The organism is Flavobacterium sp. P3_A6, from assembly GCF_056403035.1.
Window position 1 is genome coordinate 76,538 of sequence record NZ_JBFUGG010000021.1, and the last position, 17,504, is coordinate 94,041.

Annotated in this window: 18 protein-coding genes and 4 tRNA genes; 1 reads left to right on the plus strand and 21 read right to left on the minus strand. The window is 34.6% G+C overall.

Features of this window, described 5'->3' with window-relative positions:
• Positions 1-272: 272 nt before the first annotated feature.
• The 17 genes from rpoB to AC1DVP_RS17220 all read right to left on the minus strand — a co-directional run bounded on the left by rpoB (position 273) and on the right by AC1DVP_RS17220 (position 12,733).
• A complete protein-coding gene (rpoB, locus tag AC1DVP_RS17140) occupies positions 273-4,085 on the minus strand; it encodes a DNA-directed RNA polymerase subunit beta (RefSeq protein WP_477184706.1) in 3,813 nt (1,270 codons plus the stop codon).
• 123 nt (positions 4,086-4,208) lie between these two features.
• Positions 4,209-4,580 (minus strand): 50S ribosomal protein L7/L12, encoded by a 372-nt coding sequence (rplL, locus tag AC1DVP_RS17145; protein ID WP_477184707.1) that lies wholly within the window; start codon positions 4,578-4,580, stop codon positions 4,209-4,211.
• A 95-nt stretch (positions 4,581-4,675) separates the two neighbouring features.
• Positions 4,676-5,176, minus strand: a complete 501-nt coding sequence (gene rplJ / locus AC1DVP_RS17150) for a 50S ribosomal protein L10 (RefSeq protein WP_477184708.1) — start codon at positions 5,174-5,176, stop codon at positions 4,676-4,678.
• A 22-nt stretch (positions 5,177-5,198) separates the two neighbouring features.
• Positions 5,199-5,888 (minus strand): 50S ribosomal protein L1, encoded by a 690-nt coding sequence (rplA, locus tag AC1DVP_RS17155; protein ID WP_166138779.1) that lies wholly within the window; start codon positions 5,886-5,888, stop codon positions 5,199-5,201.
• Between the two features lie 13 nt (positions 5,889-5,901).
• A complete protein-coding gene (gene rplK, locus AC1DVP_RS17160) occupies positions 5,902-6,339 on the minus strand; it encodes a 50S ribosomal protein L11 (RefSeq protein ID WP_035639405.1) in 438 nt (145 codons plus the stop codon).
• A gap of 66 nt (positions 6,340-6,405) precedes the next feature.
• Positions 6,406-6,957, minus strand: a complete 552-nt coding sequence (nusG, locus tag AC1DVP_RS17165; protein ID WP_077370832.1) for a transcription termination/antitermination protein NusG — start codon at positions 6,955-6,957, stop codon at positions 6,406-6,408.
• A 9-nt stretch (positions 6,958-6,966) separates the two neighbouring features.
• Positions 6,967-7,164 (minus strand): preprotein translocase subunit SecE, encoded by a 198-nt coding sequence (gene secE, locus AC1DVP_RS17170; protein ID WP_477184709.1) that lies wholly within the window; start codon positions 7,162-7,164, stop codon positions 6,967-6,969.
• An 18-nt stretch (positions 7,165-7,182) separates the two neighbouring features.
• Positions 7,183-7,253 (minus strand) — tRNA-Trp (locus AC1DVP_RS17175).
• 55 nt (positions 7,254-7,308) lie between these two features.
• Positions 7,309-8,496: an elongation factor Tu gene (gene tuf / locus AC1DVP_RS17180; protein ID WP_315250814.1), complete on the minus strand. Its 1,188-nt coding sequence runs from the start codon at positions 8,494-8,496 to the stop codon at positions 7,309-7,311.
• Between the two features lie 54 nt (positions 8,497-8,550).
• Positions 8,551-8,622, minus strand: a tRNA-Thr gene (locus tag AC1DVP_RS17185).
• Between the two features lie 84 nt (positions 8,623-8,706).
• Positions 8,707-8,787: transfer RNA gene (locus AC1DVP_RS17190), tRNA-Tyr, on the minus strand.
• Between the two features lie 52 nt (positions 8,788-8,839).
• Positions 8,840-8,913, minus strand: a tRNA-Thr gene (locus AC1DVP_RS17195).
• Positions 8,914-9,004: 91 nt separating this feature from the next.
• Positions 9,005-9,307: a ribosome hibernation-promoting factor, HPF/YfiA family gene (hpf, locus tag AC1DVP_RS17200; RefSeq protein WP_115813442.1), complete on the minus strand. Its 303-nt coding sequence runs from the start codon at positions 9,305-9,307 to the stop codon at positions 9,005-9,007.
• A 34-nt stretch (positions 9,308-9,341) separates the two neighbouring features.
• Entirely contained in the window at positions 9,342-10,241 is a 900-nt protein-coding gene (locus AC1DVP_RS17205; protein WP_477184710.1) for a tyrosine-type recombinase/integrase, read from the minus strand.
• A gap of 71 nt (positions 10,242-10,312) precedes the next feature.
• The gene (gene rpsU, locus AC1DVP_RS17210; protein WP_100431805.1) at positions 10,313-10,510 is read right to left on the minus strand and encodes a 30S ribosomal protein S21; all 198 of its coding nucleotides are present in this window, start codon (positions 10,508-10,510) and stop codon (positions 10,313-10,315) included.
• A 291-nt stretch (positions 10,511-10,801) separates the two neighbouring features.
• Positions 10,802-11,941, minus strand: coding sequence for an acyl-CoA dehydrogenase family protein (locus AC1DVP_RS17215; protein ID WP_477184717.1), 1,140 nt, complete (start codon positions 11,939-11,941; stop codon positions 10,802-10,804).
• An 18-nt stretch (positions 11,942-11,959) separates the two neighbouring features.
• Entirely contained in the window at positions 11,960-12,733 is a 774-nt protein-coding gene (locus AC1DVP_RS17220; RefSeq protein ID WP_477184711.1) for a ComEA family DNA-binding protein, read from the minus strand.
• Between the two features lie 383 nt (positions 12,734-13,116).
• Between AC1DVP_RS17220 and AC1DVP_RS17225 the strand changes: the two genes are divergently transcribed.
• Positions 13,117-14,595, plus strand: coding sequence for an amino acid permease (locus AC1DVP_RS17225; protein ID WP_477184712.1), 1,479 nt, complete (start codon positions 13,117-13,119; stop codon positions 14,593-14,595).
• Between the two features lie 75 nt (positions 14,596-14,670).
• On the opposite strand, the gene AC1DVP_RS17230 is transcribed toward AC1DVP_RS17225, so the two are convergent.
• From AC1DVP_RS17230 to AC1DVP_RS17245, 4 genes are all read right to left on the minus strand, one after another.
• Entirely contained in the window at positions 14,671-14,898 is a 228-nt protein-coding gene (locus AC1DVP_RS17230; RefSeq protein WP_315158722.1) for a PspC domain-containing protein, read from the minus strand.
• 81 nt (positions 14,899-14,979) lie between these two features.
• Complete coding sequence (locus AC1DVP_RS17235; RefSeq protein WP_477184713.1) at positions 14,980-16,251, minus strand: DUF2851 family protein; 1,272 nt, start codon at positions 16,249-16,251, stop codon at positions 14,980-14,982.
• Between the two features lie 181 nt (positions 16,252-16,432).
• Positions 16,433-16,915 (minus strand): 3'-5' exonuclease, encoded by a 483-nt coding sequence (locus AC1DVP_RS17240; RefSeq protein WP_477184714.1) that lies wholly within the window; start codon positions 16,913-16,915, stop codon positions 16,433-16,435.
• 20 nt (positions 16,916-16,935) lie between these two features.
• Positions 16,936-17,504: Fic family protein (locus AC1DVP_RS17245; RefSeq protein WP_477184715.1), on the minus strand; the 569-nt coding region annotated here is incomplete at its 5' end.

A 17,504-nucleotide genomic window follows, 5' to 3' on the forward strand; every position in this document is an offset into this window, starting at 1 on the left:
TATTTGCAATTAAAAATTGATTTCATTTTAGTCTAAAGTCAAATGTCATAAAGTTTTTAAAGTCACTAATGACTTTAGACTTTGGACTTTTAAACTTTCGACTAAACACTACCTCGAATTACTTCTCTAAACTTCAACTAAATTGAAGTGCTAATTACTTAACCGATTGGGGCAAAATAAAAAATCGGAACGGTTTACGGGTATAAATCCTAAAAACTTATATAAAAGAGTAATCAGTCCCGAAAATTCGAGACTGATTACTAAAAATTTATTTATTCCTCTAAACGAAGATCAAGCCCAAGACCTTTCAATTCATGCATTAATACATTGAATGATTCTGGTAATCCTGGTTCCGGCATGGTTTCACCTTTTACGATAGCTTCGTAAGTTTTAGCTCTACCAATTACATCATCCGATTTAACAGTCAAGATTTCTCTAAGTGTACTTGATGCTCCATAAGCCTCAAGTGCCCAAACCTCCATCTCTCCAAAACGCTGACCTCCAAATTGAGCTTTACCTCCAAGTGGCTGTTGAGTAATCAACGAGTATGGACCGATAGAACGTGCGTGCATCTTATCATCAACCATGTGTCCTAATTTAAGCATATAAATTACACCCACTGTTGCTGCTTGATGGAAACGTTCTCCAGTTCCACCGTCATAAAGGTGAGTATGTCCAAAACGTGGTACTCCCGCTTCATCTGTTAAAGCATTGATTTCATCAAGAGAAGCTCCGTCAAAAATTGGAGTAGCAAATTTTCTGCCTAAATTCATACCAGCCCAGCCTAAAACTGTCTCATAGATTTGTCCAATGTTCATACGAGAAGGTACCCCAAGCGGATTCAACACGATATCAACTGGTGTTCCATCTTCAAGGAAAGGCATATCTTCATGACGAACAATACGAGCAACAATACCTTTGTTACCGTGACGTCCTGCCATTTTATCCCCAACTTTCAGCTTACGTTTTTTAGCAATATATACTTTAGCTAATTTCAAAATTCCTGATGGCAATTCATCCCCAACAGTAATTGTGAATTTCTCTCTACGTAAAGCACCTTGTAAATCGTTCAATTTAATTTTATAGTTATGAATTAAATCATTAACCATTTTATTAGTCACTTCATCAGCAACCCATTGACCTTTACTTAAGTGAGCAAAATCTTCAACAGCATAAAGCATCTTTTGAGTATATTTTTTACCTTTTGGTAAAACCTCTTCACCCAAATCATTCATTACTCCTTGAGAAGTTTTTCCGTTTACGATATTGAAAAGTTTCTCAATCAATCTATCTTTAAGCTCAACAAACTTCACTTCAAACTCCATTTCAAGCGACCCTAAAGCATCTTTGTCCTGAGTACGTTTACGTTTGTCTTTTACTGCTCTCGCAAATAATTTTTTATCTAAAACCACACCATGTAAAGAAGGAGAAGCTTTTAATGAAGCATCTTTTACATCACCTGCTTTATCCCCGAAGATTGCACGAAGCAATTTCTCTTCTGGAGTAGGATCTGATTCCCCTTTTGGAGTAATTTTACCGATAAGAATGTCACCAGGCTTAACCTCGGCACCAATTCTAATCATACCGTTTTCATCCAAATCTTTAGTAGCTTCTTCAGAAACGTTTGGTATATCATTCGTTAATTCTTCGTTACCTAATTTAGTATCTCTAACTTCCAATGAGTAATCATCAACGTGAATAGAGGTAAAGATATCGTCACGAACCACTTTTTCAGAAATTACAATCGCATCCTCAAAGTTATACCCTTTCCATGGCATAAATGCAACTTTTAGGTTACGACCTAAAGCTAATTCTCCATTTTGAGTAGCATATCCTTCAGACAATACTTGACCAGGAATCACTCTGTCGCCTTTTCTTACGATAGGCTTAAGGTTGATACTTGTTCCTTGATTGGTTTTTCTAAATTTAATTAAGTTGTATGTTTTATCATCCGATTCAAAACTTACCATTCTTTCTTCCTCAGAACGATCGTATTTGATAGTGATGATATTCGCATCAACGTATTCTACAACTCCATTTCCTTCAGCGTTAATTAAAACTCTAGAATCCGAAGCCACTTGACGCTCTAAACCTGTTCCAACGATTGGTGCTTCAGGACGAATTAATGGTACGGCCTGACGCATCATGTTAGATCCCATCAACGCTCTATTCGCATCATCATGTTCCAAGAAAGGAATCAAAGATGCAGAAATCGAAGCAATTTGATTTGGAGCAACGTCTGTATAATGTACTTGAGAAGGGTCAATTACCGGGAAGTCACCTTCTTGACGTGCAATTACGTTTTCGGCAGTAATCTTACCAGTAGCATCCATTTTAATGTTTGCTTGGGCAATTAACATTCCTTCTTCTTCTTCAGCACTTAAATATATTGGAGTAGACTCTAAATCTACAACACCATTAGTTACTTTACGGTAAGGCGTTTCAATGAAACCCATTCCGTTAACTTTAGCATAAACACCAAGAGATGAAATCAAACCAATGTTTGGTCCCTCTGGAGTTTCAATTGGACATAAACGTCCGTAGTGCGTATAGTGAACGTCACGAACCTCAAATCCAGCTCTTTCTCTTGAAAGTCCACCTGGTCCAAGTGCAGATAATCTTCTTTTGTGCGTAATCTCAGCTAATGGATTCGTTTGATCCATAAATTGAGATAATTGGTTTGTTCCAAAGAAAGAGTTGATAACAGATGATAATGTTTTAGCATTAATCAAATCTATTGGTGTAAACACCTCGTTATCTCTAACGTTCATACGCTCTCTAATGGTTCTGGCCATACGAGCTAAACCAACACCGAATTGTTGAGACAATTGTTCTCCAACTGTTCTAACACGACGGTTCGATAAGTGATCAATATCATCAATCTCAGCTTTAGAGTTGATCAATTCAATCAAATATTTAACAATGGTAATAATATCTTCTTTGGTAAGCACTTGCTTTTCCATTGGAGTATCAAGACCAAGTTTTTTATTAATTCTATAACGACCTACTTCACCTAAGTTGTAACGTTGGTCAGAGAAGAATAATTTATCTATAATACCACGAGCAGTTTCTTCATCAGGCGGTTCTGCGTTACGCAATTGTCTGTAGATATGCTCAACAGCTTCTTTTTCAGAGTTTGTTGGATCTTTTTGTAGTGTATTATGAATGATAGAATAATCAACTAGATTATTATCTTCTTTATGCAACAAAATAGATTTAACGTTTGAATCAATGATTTCTTCCACATTATCTTTGTCGATAATAGTGTCTCTGTCAAGGATTATTTCATTACGTTCGATAGAAACAACTTCGCCAGTATCTTCATCAACGAAATCTTCATGCCATGTATTCAAAACACGGGCAGCTAATTTTCTGCCAATATATTTTTTAAGTCCTGTTTTAGAAACTTTAATTTCTTCAGCTAGGTCGAAAATCTCTAGGATATCCTTGTCTCTTTCGAAGCCTATTGCACGGAATAAAGTAGTAACAGGTAATTTTTTCTTTCTATCGATATAAGCATACATTACGCTATTGATATCTGTAGAAAATTCTATCCAAGATCCTTTAAAAGGAATAACTCTTGCAGAATATAATTTTGTTCCATTTGCATGGAATGACTGTCCAAAGAAAACACCTGGAGAACGGTGTAATTGTGAAACCACAACTCGCTCTGCTCCATTGATAACAAAAGTACCGCTTGGTGTCATATAAGGTATTGTTCCAAGATAAACATCTTGTACAATAGTTTCAAAATCTTCGTGTTCAGGATCTGTACAATATAGTTTTAACCTTGCTTTTAAAGGCACGCTATAAGTAAGACCTCTTTCTATACATTCTTGAATGGTGTAACGTGGCGGATCTACAAAGTAATCAAGGAATTCCAACACAAAGTTATTTCTTGTATCTGTAATTGGAAAGTTTTCCATAAAGGTGTTGTATAACCCTTCGTCGCCTCTTTCGTCAGATTTAGTTTCTAATTGAAAAAAATCTTTAAACGATTTTACCTGAACATCTAGAAAATCTGGATACTGAGGTATATTTTTTGTTGAGGCAAAATTCAATCTTTCAGTCTGATTTGTTATCATCAATGGACAAAATTTTGATTAAAAAAAAAGTAATATAAACGTATAAATTTATTATACGAAAAAGGGTTTAGGCCTTTGGATTCTTATCCAAGACCTAAACCTAGTTCTTAAAACCGGGATGAACTATTTAAGCTCAACAACAGCTCCAGCTTCTTCTAAAGATTTTTTAAGACCTTCAGCCTCTTCTTTAGAAACACCTTCTTTAACGTTGCTAGGAGCCCCATCAACTACATCTTTAGCTTCTTTCAAACCTAAACCTGTAAGTTCTTTAACTAATTTTACTACAGCTAATTTAGAAGCACCAGCTTCTTTCAATACAACTGTAAATTCTGTTTGAGCTTCTTCAGCAGCACCTTCGCTACCACCAGCAGCAACTACTACAGCTGCAGCAGCTGGTTCAATACCGTACTCATCTTTTAATATTGTTGCTAATTCGTTAACTTCTTTTACAGTTAAATTAACTAATTGCTCTGCGAATTGTTTCAAATCTGCCATTTTTTCTATCGTTTTAAAATGATTTGTAAAAATATAATTTATTTATTGTGCGCTATTTTAAGCAACAAGGAAACAAAAATTCCCTGTTTTGAGTATTATGCTTCAGCCTCTTCGCTGTTAGCGAATTGGTTTTGTAAAGCAGAAATAACTCTTTGAGCTGGTGATTGTAATAATCCGATGATTTCACCGATAAGCTCTTCTTTAGATTTAATAGTAGCTAATGCATCTAATTGATCATCACCAAGGTAAATTTCAGAATTGATATAAGCTCCTTTTAATACAGGTTTTGCTGATTTTTTTCTAAAATCTTTGATAATTTTTCCAGGAGCATTTGCAACATCTGAAATAAATATAGCGCTATTACCTGTCAATACAGAAGGTAAATCTCCATAATCATTATCTGAAGCTTCCATTGCTTTTGCAAGCAAAGTGTTTTTAACTACCTCTAATTTAATACCTGCTTTAAAACAAGCTCTTCTCAAGTTTGAAGTTGTTTCTGCGTCTAACCCAGAAATATCAGATACATAAATAATGTTTGTACCAGCTAACTGTGCAGTTAAATCTTCAATCGCGATTGATTTTTCTTCTCTAGTCATACTAAAAATTATTAACTACCAATTATACTGCTTTAGGGTCCAATGCAATTGCAGGACTCATAGTGCTTGTAAGGTGAATACCTTTAATGTAGGTACCTTTAGCAGCAGTTGGCTTAAGTTTGATTAATGTTTGAATAATTTCGTGTGCATTGTCATAAATTTGTTCAGCTCCAAAAGAAACTTTACCAATTCCTGCATGTACAATACCAGTTTTATCAACTTTGAAATCGATTTTACCAGCTTTTACCTCTTGAACAGCTTTTGCAACATCCATAGTTACAGTACCTGTCTTAGGGTTTGGCATTAAACCTCTAGGCCCTAAAATACGACCTAATGGACCTAATTTACCCATTACGGCAGGCATAGTGATGATAACATCAACATCTGTCCAACCATCTTTAATTTTTTGTAAATAATCATCAAGACCAACATAGTCTGCACCAGCTGCCAAAGCTTCCGCTTCTTTATCTGGAGTAACCAATGCTAACACTTTAACATCTTTACCTGTACCATGAGGCAATGTTACTACACCTCTCACCATTTGATTCGCTTTTCTTGGATCTACACCCAAACGAACTGCGATATCAACAGACTCATCAAATTTTGCAGAAGCAACAACTTTAATCAATGCAGCTGCATCTTTTAAAGAGTATAATTTGTTCTTTTCAATTTTTGAAGCAGCCTCTTTTTGCTTTTTTGTCAATTTTGCCATGTCTTTCTCTTAATTAAAAAGGAGAATCTCCTGATACAGTTATACCCATAGATCTAGCTGTTCCAGCAATCATGCTCATAGCAGATTCGATTGTGAATGCATTTAAATCTACCATTTTATCTTCAGCAATTGCCTTGATAACATCCCAAGTAACGCTAGCTACTTTTTTACGATTTGGTTCACCAGATCCTGACTTTAGCTTTGCAGCTTCCAATAACTGGACTGCCGCTGGAGGAGTTTTTACAACAAAATCAAATGATTTGTCTTTATACACAGTAATTTGTACTGGGCATATTTTGCCGGGTTTATCTTGTGTTCTAGCATTAAATTGCTTACAGAACTCCATGATGTTTACCCCAGCAGCTCCTAAAGCAGGTCCAACCGGTGGCGACGGATTCGCAGCACCTCCCTTAACTTGTAGTTTAACTACCTTACTAATTTCTTTAGCCATTTTTAAAAAATTTAACACGACAATCATTGGAAGCGATTGCAGTGATTATTATAGATGTAACAAAAATTATACTTTTTCAACTTGCATAAAACTAAGCTCCAATGGCGTTTTTCTTCCGAAAATTTTCACCATCACTTCAAGTTTACGCTTTTCTTCATTTATTTTTTCAACTGTACCGTTAAAACCATTAAAAGGACCATCGATCACTTTAATAGTTTCGCCCAAGTTGAAAGGAATTGAACGAGTATCTGTATTTACAGCCAACTCATCAACTTTACCTAACATTCTATTCACTTCTGACATTCTCAACGGAACCGGCTCACCGCCTTTTGTTTCACCCAAGAAACCAATAACACTTGTTATAGACTTGATAATATGAGGAATTTCTCCAACCAAATTGGCTTCCAACATAACATAACCTGGAAAATAAACTTTATCTTTCGATAATTTTTTACCTTCTTTTACAGTAACTACTTTTTCAGTAGGCACAAGAACTTGCGAAACATAATCACTCATCCCTAAACGAGCAATTTCTGTTTCGATATAAGCTTTCACTTTATTTTCTTGTCCGCTTACTGCACGAACGACATACCATTTTTTTATATTATTATCAGCCATTACAAAAAATTATGCTTTTATCCAGTTAAAAAATATAGCTAATGTTTTTGCACATACTTCATCTACTCCCCATGTTGCTAAAGCAAATACCACTGAAAATACAGCAACAACGATCGTAAGACGTTGCACTTCAGCCCACTCTGGCCAAGTTACATTTGATTTTAATTCCTCAAATGATTCTGATATGTAATTAACAACTTTTGTCATAGTGATTAGTTTATTTTGCACGGGCGGAGGGATTCGAACCCCCATCAACGGTTTTGGAGACCGCTATTCTACCCTTGAACTACGCCCGTAGTTAATAAAAACCAGTGTCGTCAAAACAACACTGGTTTTGGTATTTATTTGGTATTAAGCTACAATTTCAGTTACCTGACCTGCACCTACAGTTCTACCACCCTCACGGATAGCGAAACGTAAACCTACGCTCATTGCGATTGGGCTTAACAAAGAAACATTAATAGTTAAGTTATCGCCTGGCATTACCATCTCTACTCCTTCTGGTAAAGTAATAACACCTGTTACGTCAGTTGTACGAACGTAGAACTGTGGACGGTAGTTATTATGGAATGGTGTGTGACGTCCGCCTTCTTCTTTTTTCAAGATATACACCTCAGCTTTGAAAGTAGCATGTGGTTTAACAGATCCTGGCTTAATGATAACCATTCCTCTTTTGATAGATTCTTTATCAATACCTCTTAATAATAAACCTACGTTATCTCCAGCTTCACCTCTATCAAGGATTTTACGGAACATCTCAACTCCAGTAATAGTAGAAGTTAATTTTTCAGCTCCCATACCAATGATTTCAACAGCATCACCTGTATTAGCAATACCAGTTTCGATACGACCTGTAGCAACAGTTCCACGACCAGTAATTGTAAATACATCCTCAACCGGCATCAAGAATGGTTTTTCAGTATCACGGATTGGCTCTTCGATCCAAGAATCTACAGCTTCCATTAATTCAAGAATTTTAGGAACCCAAGCAGCATCATTATTCAATCCACCTAAAGCAGAACCTTGAATAACTGGACAGTTATCACCATCATATTCATAGAAAGACAATAAGTCTCTGATTTCCATTTCAACTAATTCTAATAGCTCAGCATCATCAACCATATCCACTTTGTTCATGAAAACTACCATTCTAGGAATACCTACTTGGCGACCTAAAAGGATATGCTCACGAGTTTGTGGCATTGGTCCGTCAGTTGCAGCTACAACAAGGATAGCACCATCCATTTGAGCAGCACCAGTAACCATGTTCTTTACGTAATCCGCGTGACCAGGACAGTCAACGTGTGCGTAGTGACGGTTAGCAGTTTCATACTCAACGTGTGATGTATTAATTGTAATACCTCTTTCTTTTTCTTCAGGAGCATTATCAATTTGATCAAATGATTTTGCTTGACAGTAACCAGCATCAGATAACACTTTTGTGATTGCTGCTGTTAAAGTAGTTTTACCGTGATCTACGTGTCCGATCGTACCAATATTTAAGTGCGGTTTCGAACGGTTAAAGGTTTCTTTTGCCATTTTACTTAATTTTTAATCTAGTTTATATATTTATTTCAATTTCCTACTTACTTGAGCCAACTACGGGAATTGAACCCGTGACCTCTTCCTTACCAAGGAAGCACTCTACCCCTGAGCTAAGTCGGCAGAGAAATTTTGCTTAACATTGTTTAAAAGTTTAAAATTATTTCATTAAACTGATTAAACCCTCAAACTTTAAACTTCATTTTGTGGGGAGAGCAGGATTCGAACCTGCGAAGTTCACACAGCAGATTTACAGTCTGCCCTCGTTGGCCGCTTGAGTATCTCCCCATTTTTTTTATCAATAATCTAATAAACTATTCCAAATCGCATTGGAAAAAAGAGCCGGCGGAGGGACTCGAACCCACGACCTGCTGATTACAAATCAGCTGCTCTAGCCAACTGAGCTACGCTGGCGATTTCAATAAAAAAAGTCCGCTATTTCTAACGGACTGCAAATGTAGAGATTTTATCTTTTAATCAAAACATTTTTTGAAAAAAAATTAAATTAAATATGTGTTCTTAACTTTTCTTTACGTTTTACCAGCAATCGCTCTAGAGATTCCGCTGCTTGTTCAACGGCTTCCTCAAAGGATTTGCATTGTTTTTCCACCAAAAAATCATCTCCTGGTACATTAATCTTTATCTCAACATTTTTATTTTCCTTTTCACTTGTCTTTTCTACTTTCAAAAAAACATCAGAAGAAACAACTCTGTCATAATATTTCTCCAACTTATCCATTCTTTCCTGAACGAAATCCACTAGCTTTTTGTCAACAGTAAAGTTAACTGCATGAACATTTACCTTCATAATCAATCTTTTTTAATGGTTAAACATTTTCGAATTATTTTTTATTCCTAGGATGTGCTTCCTGATACACTTTTTTAAGTTCAAACAAACTGCTATGAGTATAAATTTGTGTAGAAGCCAAACTGGAATGTCCTAATAACTCTTTTACTGAATTCAAATCAGCTCCGTTATTTAATAAGTGAGTCGCAAATGTATGCCTTAATATATGAGGACTTTTTTTTACCTTTTCGGAGACACTACTAAAGTATGAATTTATTAATCGATACACAAAAGAATCATTTAATTTTAACCCTTTTTTTGTTAGAAATAAATAATCTTCATCTACTATAATTTCCAGCAGTGAACGCTCCTTTATATACAATTGCAACTGTTCCATAACCACACTCAAAACCGGAAGAATACGCTCCTTATTCCTCTTACCCAACACCTTTATAGCACCGCTGCTAAAATTTACATTTGAAAGCTTTAAATAAATAAGTTCTGCTCTACGGATTCCAGCAGTATAAAACAATTCTACTATAAGTTTATCCCTGACTTCCTGAAATCCATCAGGTACAGGATTTTGAGACAAGGCTTCTGTCAATTCTTTTTCCGAAAAAGGGATTTGAAGTTTTTTTTCCGTTTTCAAAGCTTTGTGCTTTAATAATGGATTGACTTGAATTTGTTTTATTTTTAAAAGGAATTTATAAAAAGCTTTTAGGGAAGCTATTTTCCTATTTACAGTACTATTTGAAACACCATCATCCACAAGCGCAACAATCCAGCTTCTAATCTGACTGTAGTTCACCTGCTCAATAGTATCCTGCTCAAAATACTCCTTATTAAATACCTCAAAATAAGAGATATCATTCAGATAAGCATTTACAGTATGCGGAGAATATTTTTTTTCCAGCTGCAGATAATTTCTAAATGCATCTTTATTATTTGTAGTCATAAAAAAACCGTTAGCATCAAAGTTAAGAAACTTTAATTACTAACGGCAATTTATTTTAAGCGTTTAGAGTATTAGATATTCTCAATACTATCTCTCATATTTTGAATATAAGCTGCTTTTTGGAATTTCATTCTATTGATAACTGACGGCTTAATAAAAGCAGTACGTGCTCTTAATTGTCTTACAGTTCCAGTTTTATCGAATTTTCTTTTGTAGCGCTTAAGTGCTCTATCGATATTTTCTCCGTCTTTAATTGGTATAATTAACATAATTTTATCACCCCCTTTCGTTAAGTGCGCAAAATTAAACATTATTTCTAATTTGACGCACTTTATTTATTTTTTTTTCAATTTATTTTAATCCCAAAACATAAACGGATGCTTTTAAAGGCTAAAAAATAGTTTTTGGTTTCTTTAAAACTTTACATTCTCAATGTTCTGCTTGAAGAATGGAAGCAAGTTACCAAAGTAACGCGGACAGCCTTACAGCATTCCGATAAAAGGGTGTATGCTTGTAATGTGAATCAACCCTTTTATCGGGATGGTGGCACACTCATATATTTACTTCAATAAATCCCTTGAAATCACTAATTTTTGAATTTCTGTAGTGCCCTCGCCTATGGTGCATAATTTTGAATCTCTATAGAATTTTTCCACAGGATAATCCTTCGTATACCCATAACCTCCATGGATTTGGACGGCATCATTAGCTACTTTTACACAAACCTCTGATGAATACATTTTGGCCATGGCTCCTAATTTAGTTACTGGTCTGTGCTGTTCTTTGAGAAAAGCCGCTTTGTGCAATAATAATTCTGATGCCTCTATTTCGGTGGCCATGTCGGCCAATTTAAAAGATATCGCTTGAAATTCAGAAATAGGCTGTCCAAACTGATGTCTTTCTTGAGAATATTTTAAAGCTGCTTCAAAAGCACCTTTGGCAATTCCCAAAGACAAAGCTCCAATTGAGATACGGCCACCATCAAGAATCTTCATAGCTTGAACGAATCCCTGTCCCACTTCACCTAATCTATTAGCATCAGGAATACGGCAATTATCAAAAATCAGTTCAGCCGTTTCACTGGCACGCATTCCTAATTTATTTTCTTTCTTCCCCGATGCAAATCCCTGCATTCCTTTCTCGAGTACAAATGCAGTCATTCCTTTTGAGTCGCCTTTTTCACCAGTACGAACAATTACTACTGCAATATCTCCTGAAATAGCGTGCGTAATAAAGTTTTTAGCTCCATTTATCACCCAAAAATCACCATCTCTAACGGCTGTAGTATTCATTCCTCCTGCATCGGATCCAGTATTGTGTTCCGTTAAGCCCCAAGCTCCAATATGTTCGCCCGTAGCTAGTTTTGGAATCCATTTTTTCTTTTGTTCCTCATTCCCAAAAGTTAAAATATGATTAGTACATAACGAATTATGAGCTGCAACAGACAACCCTATAGAAGGATCGACTTTTGAAATTTCCTCTACAATTGTGACATATTCATGATACCCCAATCCAGAACCTCCCAATTCAGCTGGTACCAAAACACCCATGAATCCCATTTCTCCTAATTTTTTAAAAAGCGGTTTTGGAAAAATTTGGGCTTCATCCCACTCCATTATATAAGGCCTTATATTTTTCTCTGCGAAATCTTTTATAGATTGTGCTATTAAAGATTGTGTTTCACTATAATCAAAATTCATCATAAAATATCATTACTATTAAAAGTTCAAATATAAGCTAATAAAATTTGCTTTTTCAACGGGAAAATTGTTAATTTTTATCAAATCCTCAATATTTTTAAAATCACCATTCATGCTTCTGTATTTTACAATCTGCCTGGCTAAATCATGCTTAAAATAAAAAAACTGCGAAAGCTCCTTTAAAGAAGCATTGTTAATATCTATTTTATTCAAGTTAGGCATTTTTATAACAGCAAAGTACTTATTTAAATTTAAAATTACTTCTGGAGACAATCCCCAAACTTCTTTAAGCTGTTCCATAGAGACAAATCCTCCTAATTTTTCTTTTTGAGTTAAAATCCTCAATGATATCACTTCCCCAATTCCATTAATTTTAATCAAATCTTCTGGCGTTGCTTGATTTATATCTACAATGATTATTTTTTCTTTTTTGGCAAAAGACTTATTTGAGAAATTTTCATAATTATTATTGCCCTTTTTATTTACCCAATCCGGAAATTTAAAAAACGGAGCCATTGTATTCAATAATGAATCAGAAACTTTTGTCACATTTTGAAACTCTTTAGCAGAATTAACAAATTTGTTTTGCTTTCTAAAAACCAGAAGCCGGTCAATCTCTTCAACAGACATACCAAGCTTATATCCCTTATAGTCTGAAATAAAATTTGGATTGAAGGGATGCATAACAAATTTATCATAGGATAGATGCAATTTTAAAGAATCTACTTCTGTCTGTAAAGAAAGCCATTGTTGCTTCTTCGAATCCTTTTCTTGGATTGGATTAAAATCCACAAAATAGTAAACCAATTGTAAAGCAACAATGATTCCGAAAAGCAAAAAAATCCCTGCTCTTTGCTGATTAGTAAATTTAAAATATTTTATTTTCTGTTTAAAATCCATTTTCAAAAACATTTATCGTTTTCTTTCAAAATATAAATTAAGATAAAAAAAATCATTTTATTAAGAAAAACATCAAATTCACATACTTCTTAATGGCATTTTATTTTGTCTTTAATTTCTTCATAACTAAATGACTATCAATACATAAATAAATTTTTACATTATTATCTTTTAAATATTAAAGTTTTTATAACTTAAAAGAAGATAATTGTTTTTATTTTTTATAAAAAACGATACATTTGGAACTTAATAACAACTAACCAATATATTATAGTATGTCAATTTGGAAAAGAAAACCGCTAGCACAACTTCTAGCAGAAGCAGCCGACTCTGAAAAAGGATTAAAAAGAACACTAACGGCCTGGTCATTAATTGCATTAGGCATAGGTGCTATTATAGGTGCCGGATTATTTGTAAGAACAGCAACCGCTGCCGCACAAAGTGCAGGACCATCTGTAACAATAGCATTTGTTGTAGCCGCTATCGGTTGTGCATTAGCAGGATTGTGTTATGCAGAGCTATCATCTTCTATTCCTATTTCTGGAAGTGCATACACTTATACTTATGCTACAATGGGTGAGTTTTTAGCTTGGATTATTGGTTGGGATTTAATACTTGAATATGCAGTAGGTGCTGCAACAGTGGGGATTGCCTGGAGCGAATATCTAAATAATTTACTCACAAATGTACTACACGTAGATCCCATACCTTTTGCCTATTGCCATTCTCCATTTCAAACATCATTAACAGGAGAACAAGGAATCATAAATTTACCAGCTCTATTTATAGTTGCTGTAATCAGTTTATTATTGATAAAAGGAATACACGAATCAGCGGTAGTAAATGCTATCATTGTTGTTGTTAAAGTTCTAATCGTAATACTAATTATTGTATTGGGCTGGCATTTCATTAACCCAGCAAATCATACCCCTTACGTTCCGCCAACAGATGTTTTCACTGATGAACATGGAGTAGGACATGCCTATGGAGGCATAATGGGAATATTAGGCGCTGCTGGTACCGTTTTCTTTGCTTTCATAGGATTTGATGCTGTAAGTACAGCCGCACAAGAAACTATCAATCCTAAAAAAAATATGCCAATCGGTATTTTAGGATCTTTAGCAGTGTGTACTGTTTTATATATTCTTTTTGGACATGTTCTTACAGGTCTTGAGCCAGTAGAATTCTTCAGAACTAGCGGCAAGGAGGCCTCTGTAGCCAATGCCATAATCCACGCTATGGGAGAAAGCTATAACTGGCTTGCTCAATTTGTTACCGTTGCAATATTAGCAGGTTTTTCATCTGTTATTTTAGTTATGTTATTAGGACAATCAAGAGTTTTTTACTCTATGGGTAAAGATGGTTTACTGCCAAAAGCATTTAGTGATTTGCATTCAAAATATAAAACTCCATACAAAGCAAACCTTGCTATTTTGATAATTGTTGGAGCTTTTGCAGCTTTTATTCCTGGAGATATTGTTGGGGATATGACAAGCATAGGAACTTTATTTGCTTTTGTTCTTGTATGTATTTCTGTTATAATCTTAAGAAAAAAAGAACCAAATATGGTGAGAGAATTCAAAACTCCGCTTGTTCCTTTCGTACCACTTTTAGGAGTATTTGTATGTTGTGCAATGATGTATGGTCTAGGTTGGACGAATTGGTTGAGACTTTTTGTTTGGATGGCTTTAGGAATCATTTTCTATTTTGCCTATGGCAAGAAAAACAGTGTACTAAACAATCCGGAAAAATAATTTTCAGTTAAATAAAAAAAGGGATTTTAAAGTGGTTAAGCTTTAAAATCCCTTTTTTTATGTCTCAAATTTAGTTTACAAATCAAAAACAGAAGTTCGTTTGGCACGGACTAAGTCTTTTAGTTTAATCCAAAAAGCCAAGGTTAAATAGACTCCAAATCCCAAACCAGCAGTCACAAAAGAAATATAAATGAAAAATAAACGAACGTTTGTCACCCGCATTCCTAATTTATCTGCTAATCGGGACGACACGTGAAAACCATACTTTTCCAAAAAGAACTTTAATTTTATTACTGCCCGCATAATTCTAGGTCATGAGTTTTGGCAAAAATACAAAATTTCAGATTCAATACTGATGTGATTTAGATATAACTAAATGACAGATCAGTTTATTTTTAGCAACTCTGCACCGATAACGCAATCTAGACATTTATTCTTACTGCAGTATTCATTCTTAAGCTGTAATAAAGACTGTGTTTCAAAAGCATTTTTAGCTTTTATACCAAAAGAGCCAAACTTTTCCACTATTGAGTTCTTTTCGGCTTCTACATCATTCAAAACTGTTATTAAATCCTCTGAAGCCTCTTTTCCTTGACTTTTGGCATAAGCAAATTGAAGCGGAATAACAGTATTTAAAATCAACAAATCCATAAAAGACTTAGTTAATGTTTTTTTCTTTTTCGGGCTTTCTTTGTCGAATTGGTAATGAGTTTCCCAATATGGAGTAACCGAAACCCGAAAAATTTCATAAATTGCCTCAACAACACTCAAATTGTTTATTTTCGAAAATAGATTTTGCTGTTTATGAAATAAATTGGCCAATTGTGAAAGCCGAACTGTAGGGAAATTATCAGGCCTGTGTTTAAAAAACTGAAGGGGTTCTATAAAACTCTTTTCTATTTGATACTTATGAAGCAGATAAAAATACCTAAATTTCAAATCTTTAAAATAAGCATCTTCTTTCTCAGCATCCAACAAACCAGCTGAACCGAACAGTAAAGCTTCGAGGTTTTCAACTTCAAAACATTCTTTTCGAATTACTGGAAAAGGAATTGATTGAGCAATTTTAAGAAACGCTTCCCCATTAGTATTCAACCCAAAGTTTTTAGCTAACAGGTGAAACAAAACAGTTTCCCAGTCATTGTTAGTATACTCTAACAATTCCAATATCGGTTTTGATTTTCTTTCTAAACGCTCAAAAAACAATCGCTCCTGCCAATTTTTTAATACAAACTCAGGAATCTCAGTTAATTGCTTTTCGCAGAAAATCCAAGACTTGGGAGCTAATAACTTTTGATAATTATTAAGAATTGAGGCACTAACATAATTTTTAAGTTCAAGAACGGGGATTTCAGAATTATCACTTCTAAAAATTTCTGTGTCATGATCCCATACCACATGCAAAATTACATTTTCATAACCTGCATCTTTTTCATGATGATGCACATACCAATCGGATGATTTGACGTGTATTTCTACATTACCTGCCCACTTTTGATCTCCAATGGTAATTTGGGCATTAAAAAAATCAGGACCTGCCAATTCTAAATACTGACCCGCATTACTGATAGTGATTTCCTCTTGGTTAGAAGTTTTTAAATTTAAAGTGTCAAATTTTTTGAACTTCCAAAGGTAATGGAGAAAATCTTCTTTCATTTTGTTTCGTTTTATACTTCTTTAAATACCAGACTATTTATCTAAAGTAATAAAAAAACAAACAACTTAACTTACATAATTAAAAAAGACAGATATTTCTACAACATCATAACCTAAAGTGTAATGATTTTTGATCTAAAATTAATAACTCGACTTAAAACTAAACTTTATAGAGTTGGAGTTATCGCAGTAAATACAATTTGGCGCAAGCTCTCGCATCCGATAGGGCTTCGTGATGGTTTAGTTTTATATTCATTTCGCGGCAACAGTCGCTAAGCTTTGCTGGTTTTAAACCTTTTGCTTTATATATTTTTACAGTACATTCCCAGCGGGAACCAATATTTAAATCCTCGTAGTCTAAACCATACAGTGCCATTGATTTGGATAAAACATTACGGTCAAAACTTTCATTGTGTGCCACGACAATTCGATTTTGAAGTCTTTTTTGAATTTCAGGAAACACTTCAATAAAGGTTTTGGCATTTGCCGTATCTCTTGGATAAATTCCGTGAACTTGTATCGTAAAAGGATTATACTCATTATTTGGCGGTTTAATCAAAGTCACGAACTCATCTACAACAACACCATTTTCGACGGTAACAATACCTACAGAACATGGATGATAAGCAGTTGCGGTTTCAAAATCTATTGCGGTAAAAGTCATGGGATTTTTAGAATTTAGATTTACAGCAATAATGACTTAGGCAGCATTTCCAAAAAAGGCATTGCTTTTGCATAATCCAGATATTCGTATTCCAAGCCTAACATCCTAAGATTAGAATAATACAATTGATGGTTCTGATAATAATTCTTTTCGCTTTGAACAAACCAAGCTTTTTCACCAAGTTTCTCCGATAAAAACCATTTCTCTAATAATCTGCCAGTACGTCCATTGCCATCATTCCAAGGATGTACTTTTACAAAAACTAAATGAATTAAACTGGCGTAGTAAAAAACTTCCTGAAAATTTAAACCCTTTTTGAGTAAACTTCCTAAATCTTCGTAAAAGGCATTCATTTCGTGATCTACCTGATGTGGAAGCGCTGCTATATATTCAATCCGCCCTTCATCTGTGGTTACATACATATTATGAATTCGATGTTTTCCTTGCTGGTGTTTACTTACAATATGCTTTCCCAAAAGTTTATGTGCTTCTACTATATTCTCTTTATTCAATGGGTTCCATTTTGCAAAAGAATAGGCATTATATAAATCATCAATTTTCTTAGTATAATCCGGAAGAAATTCTATGC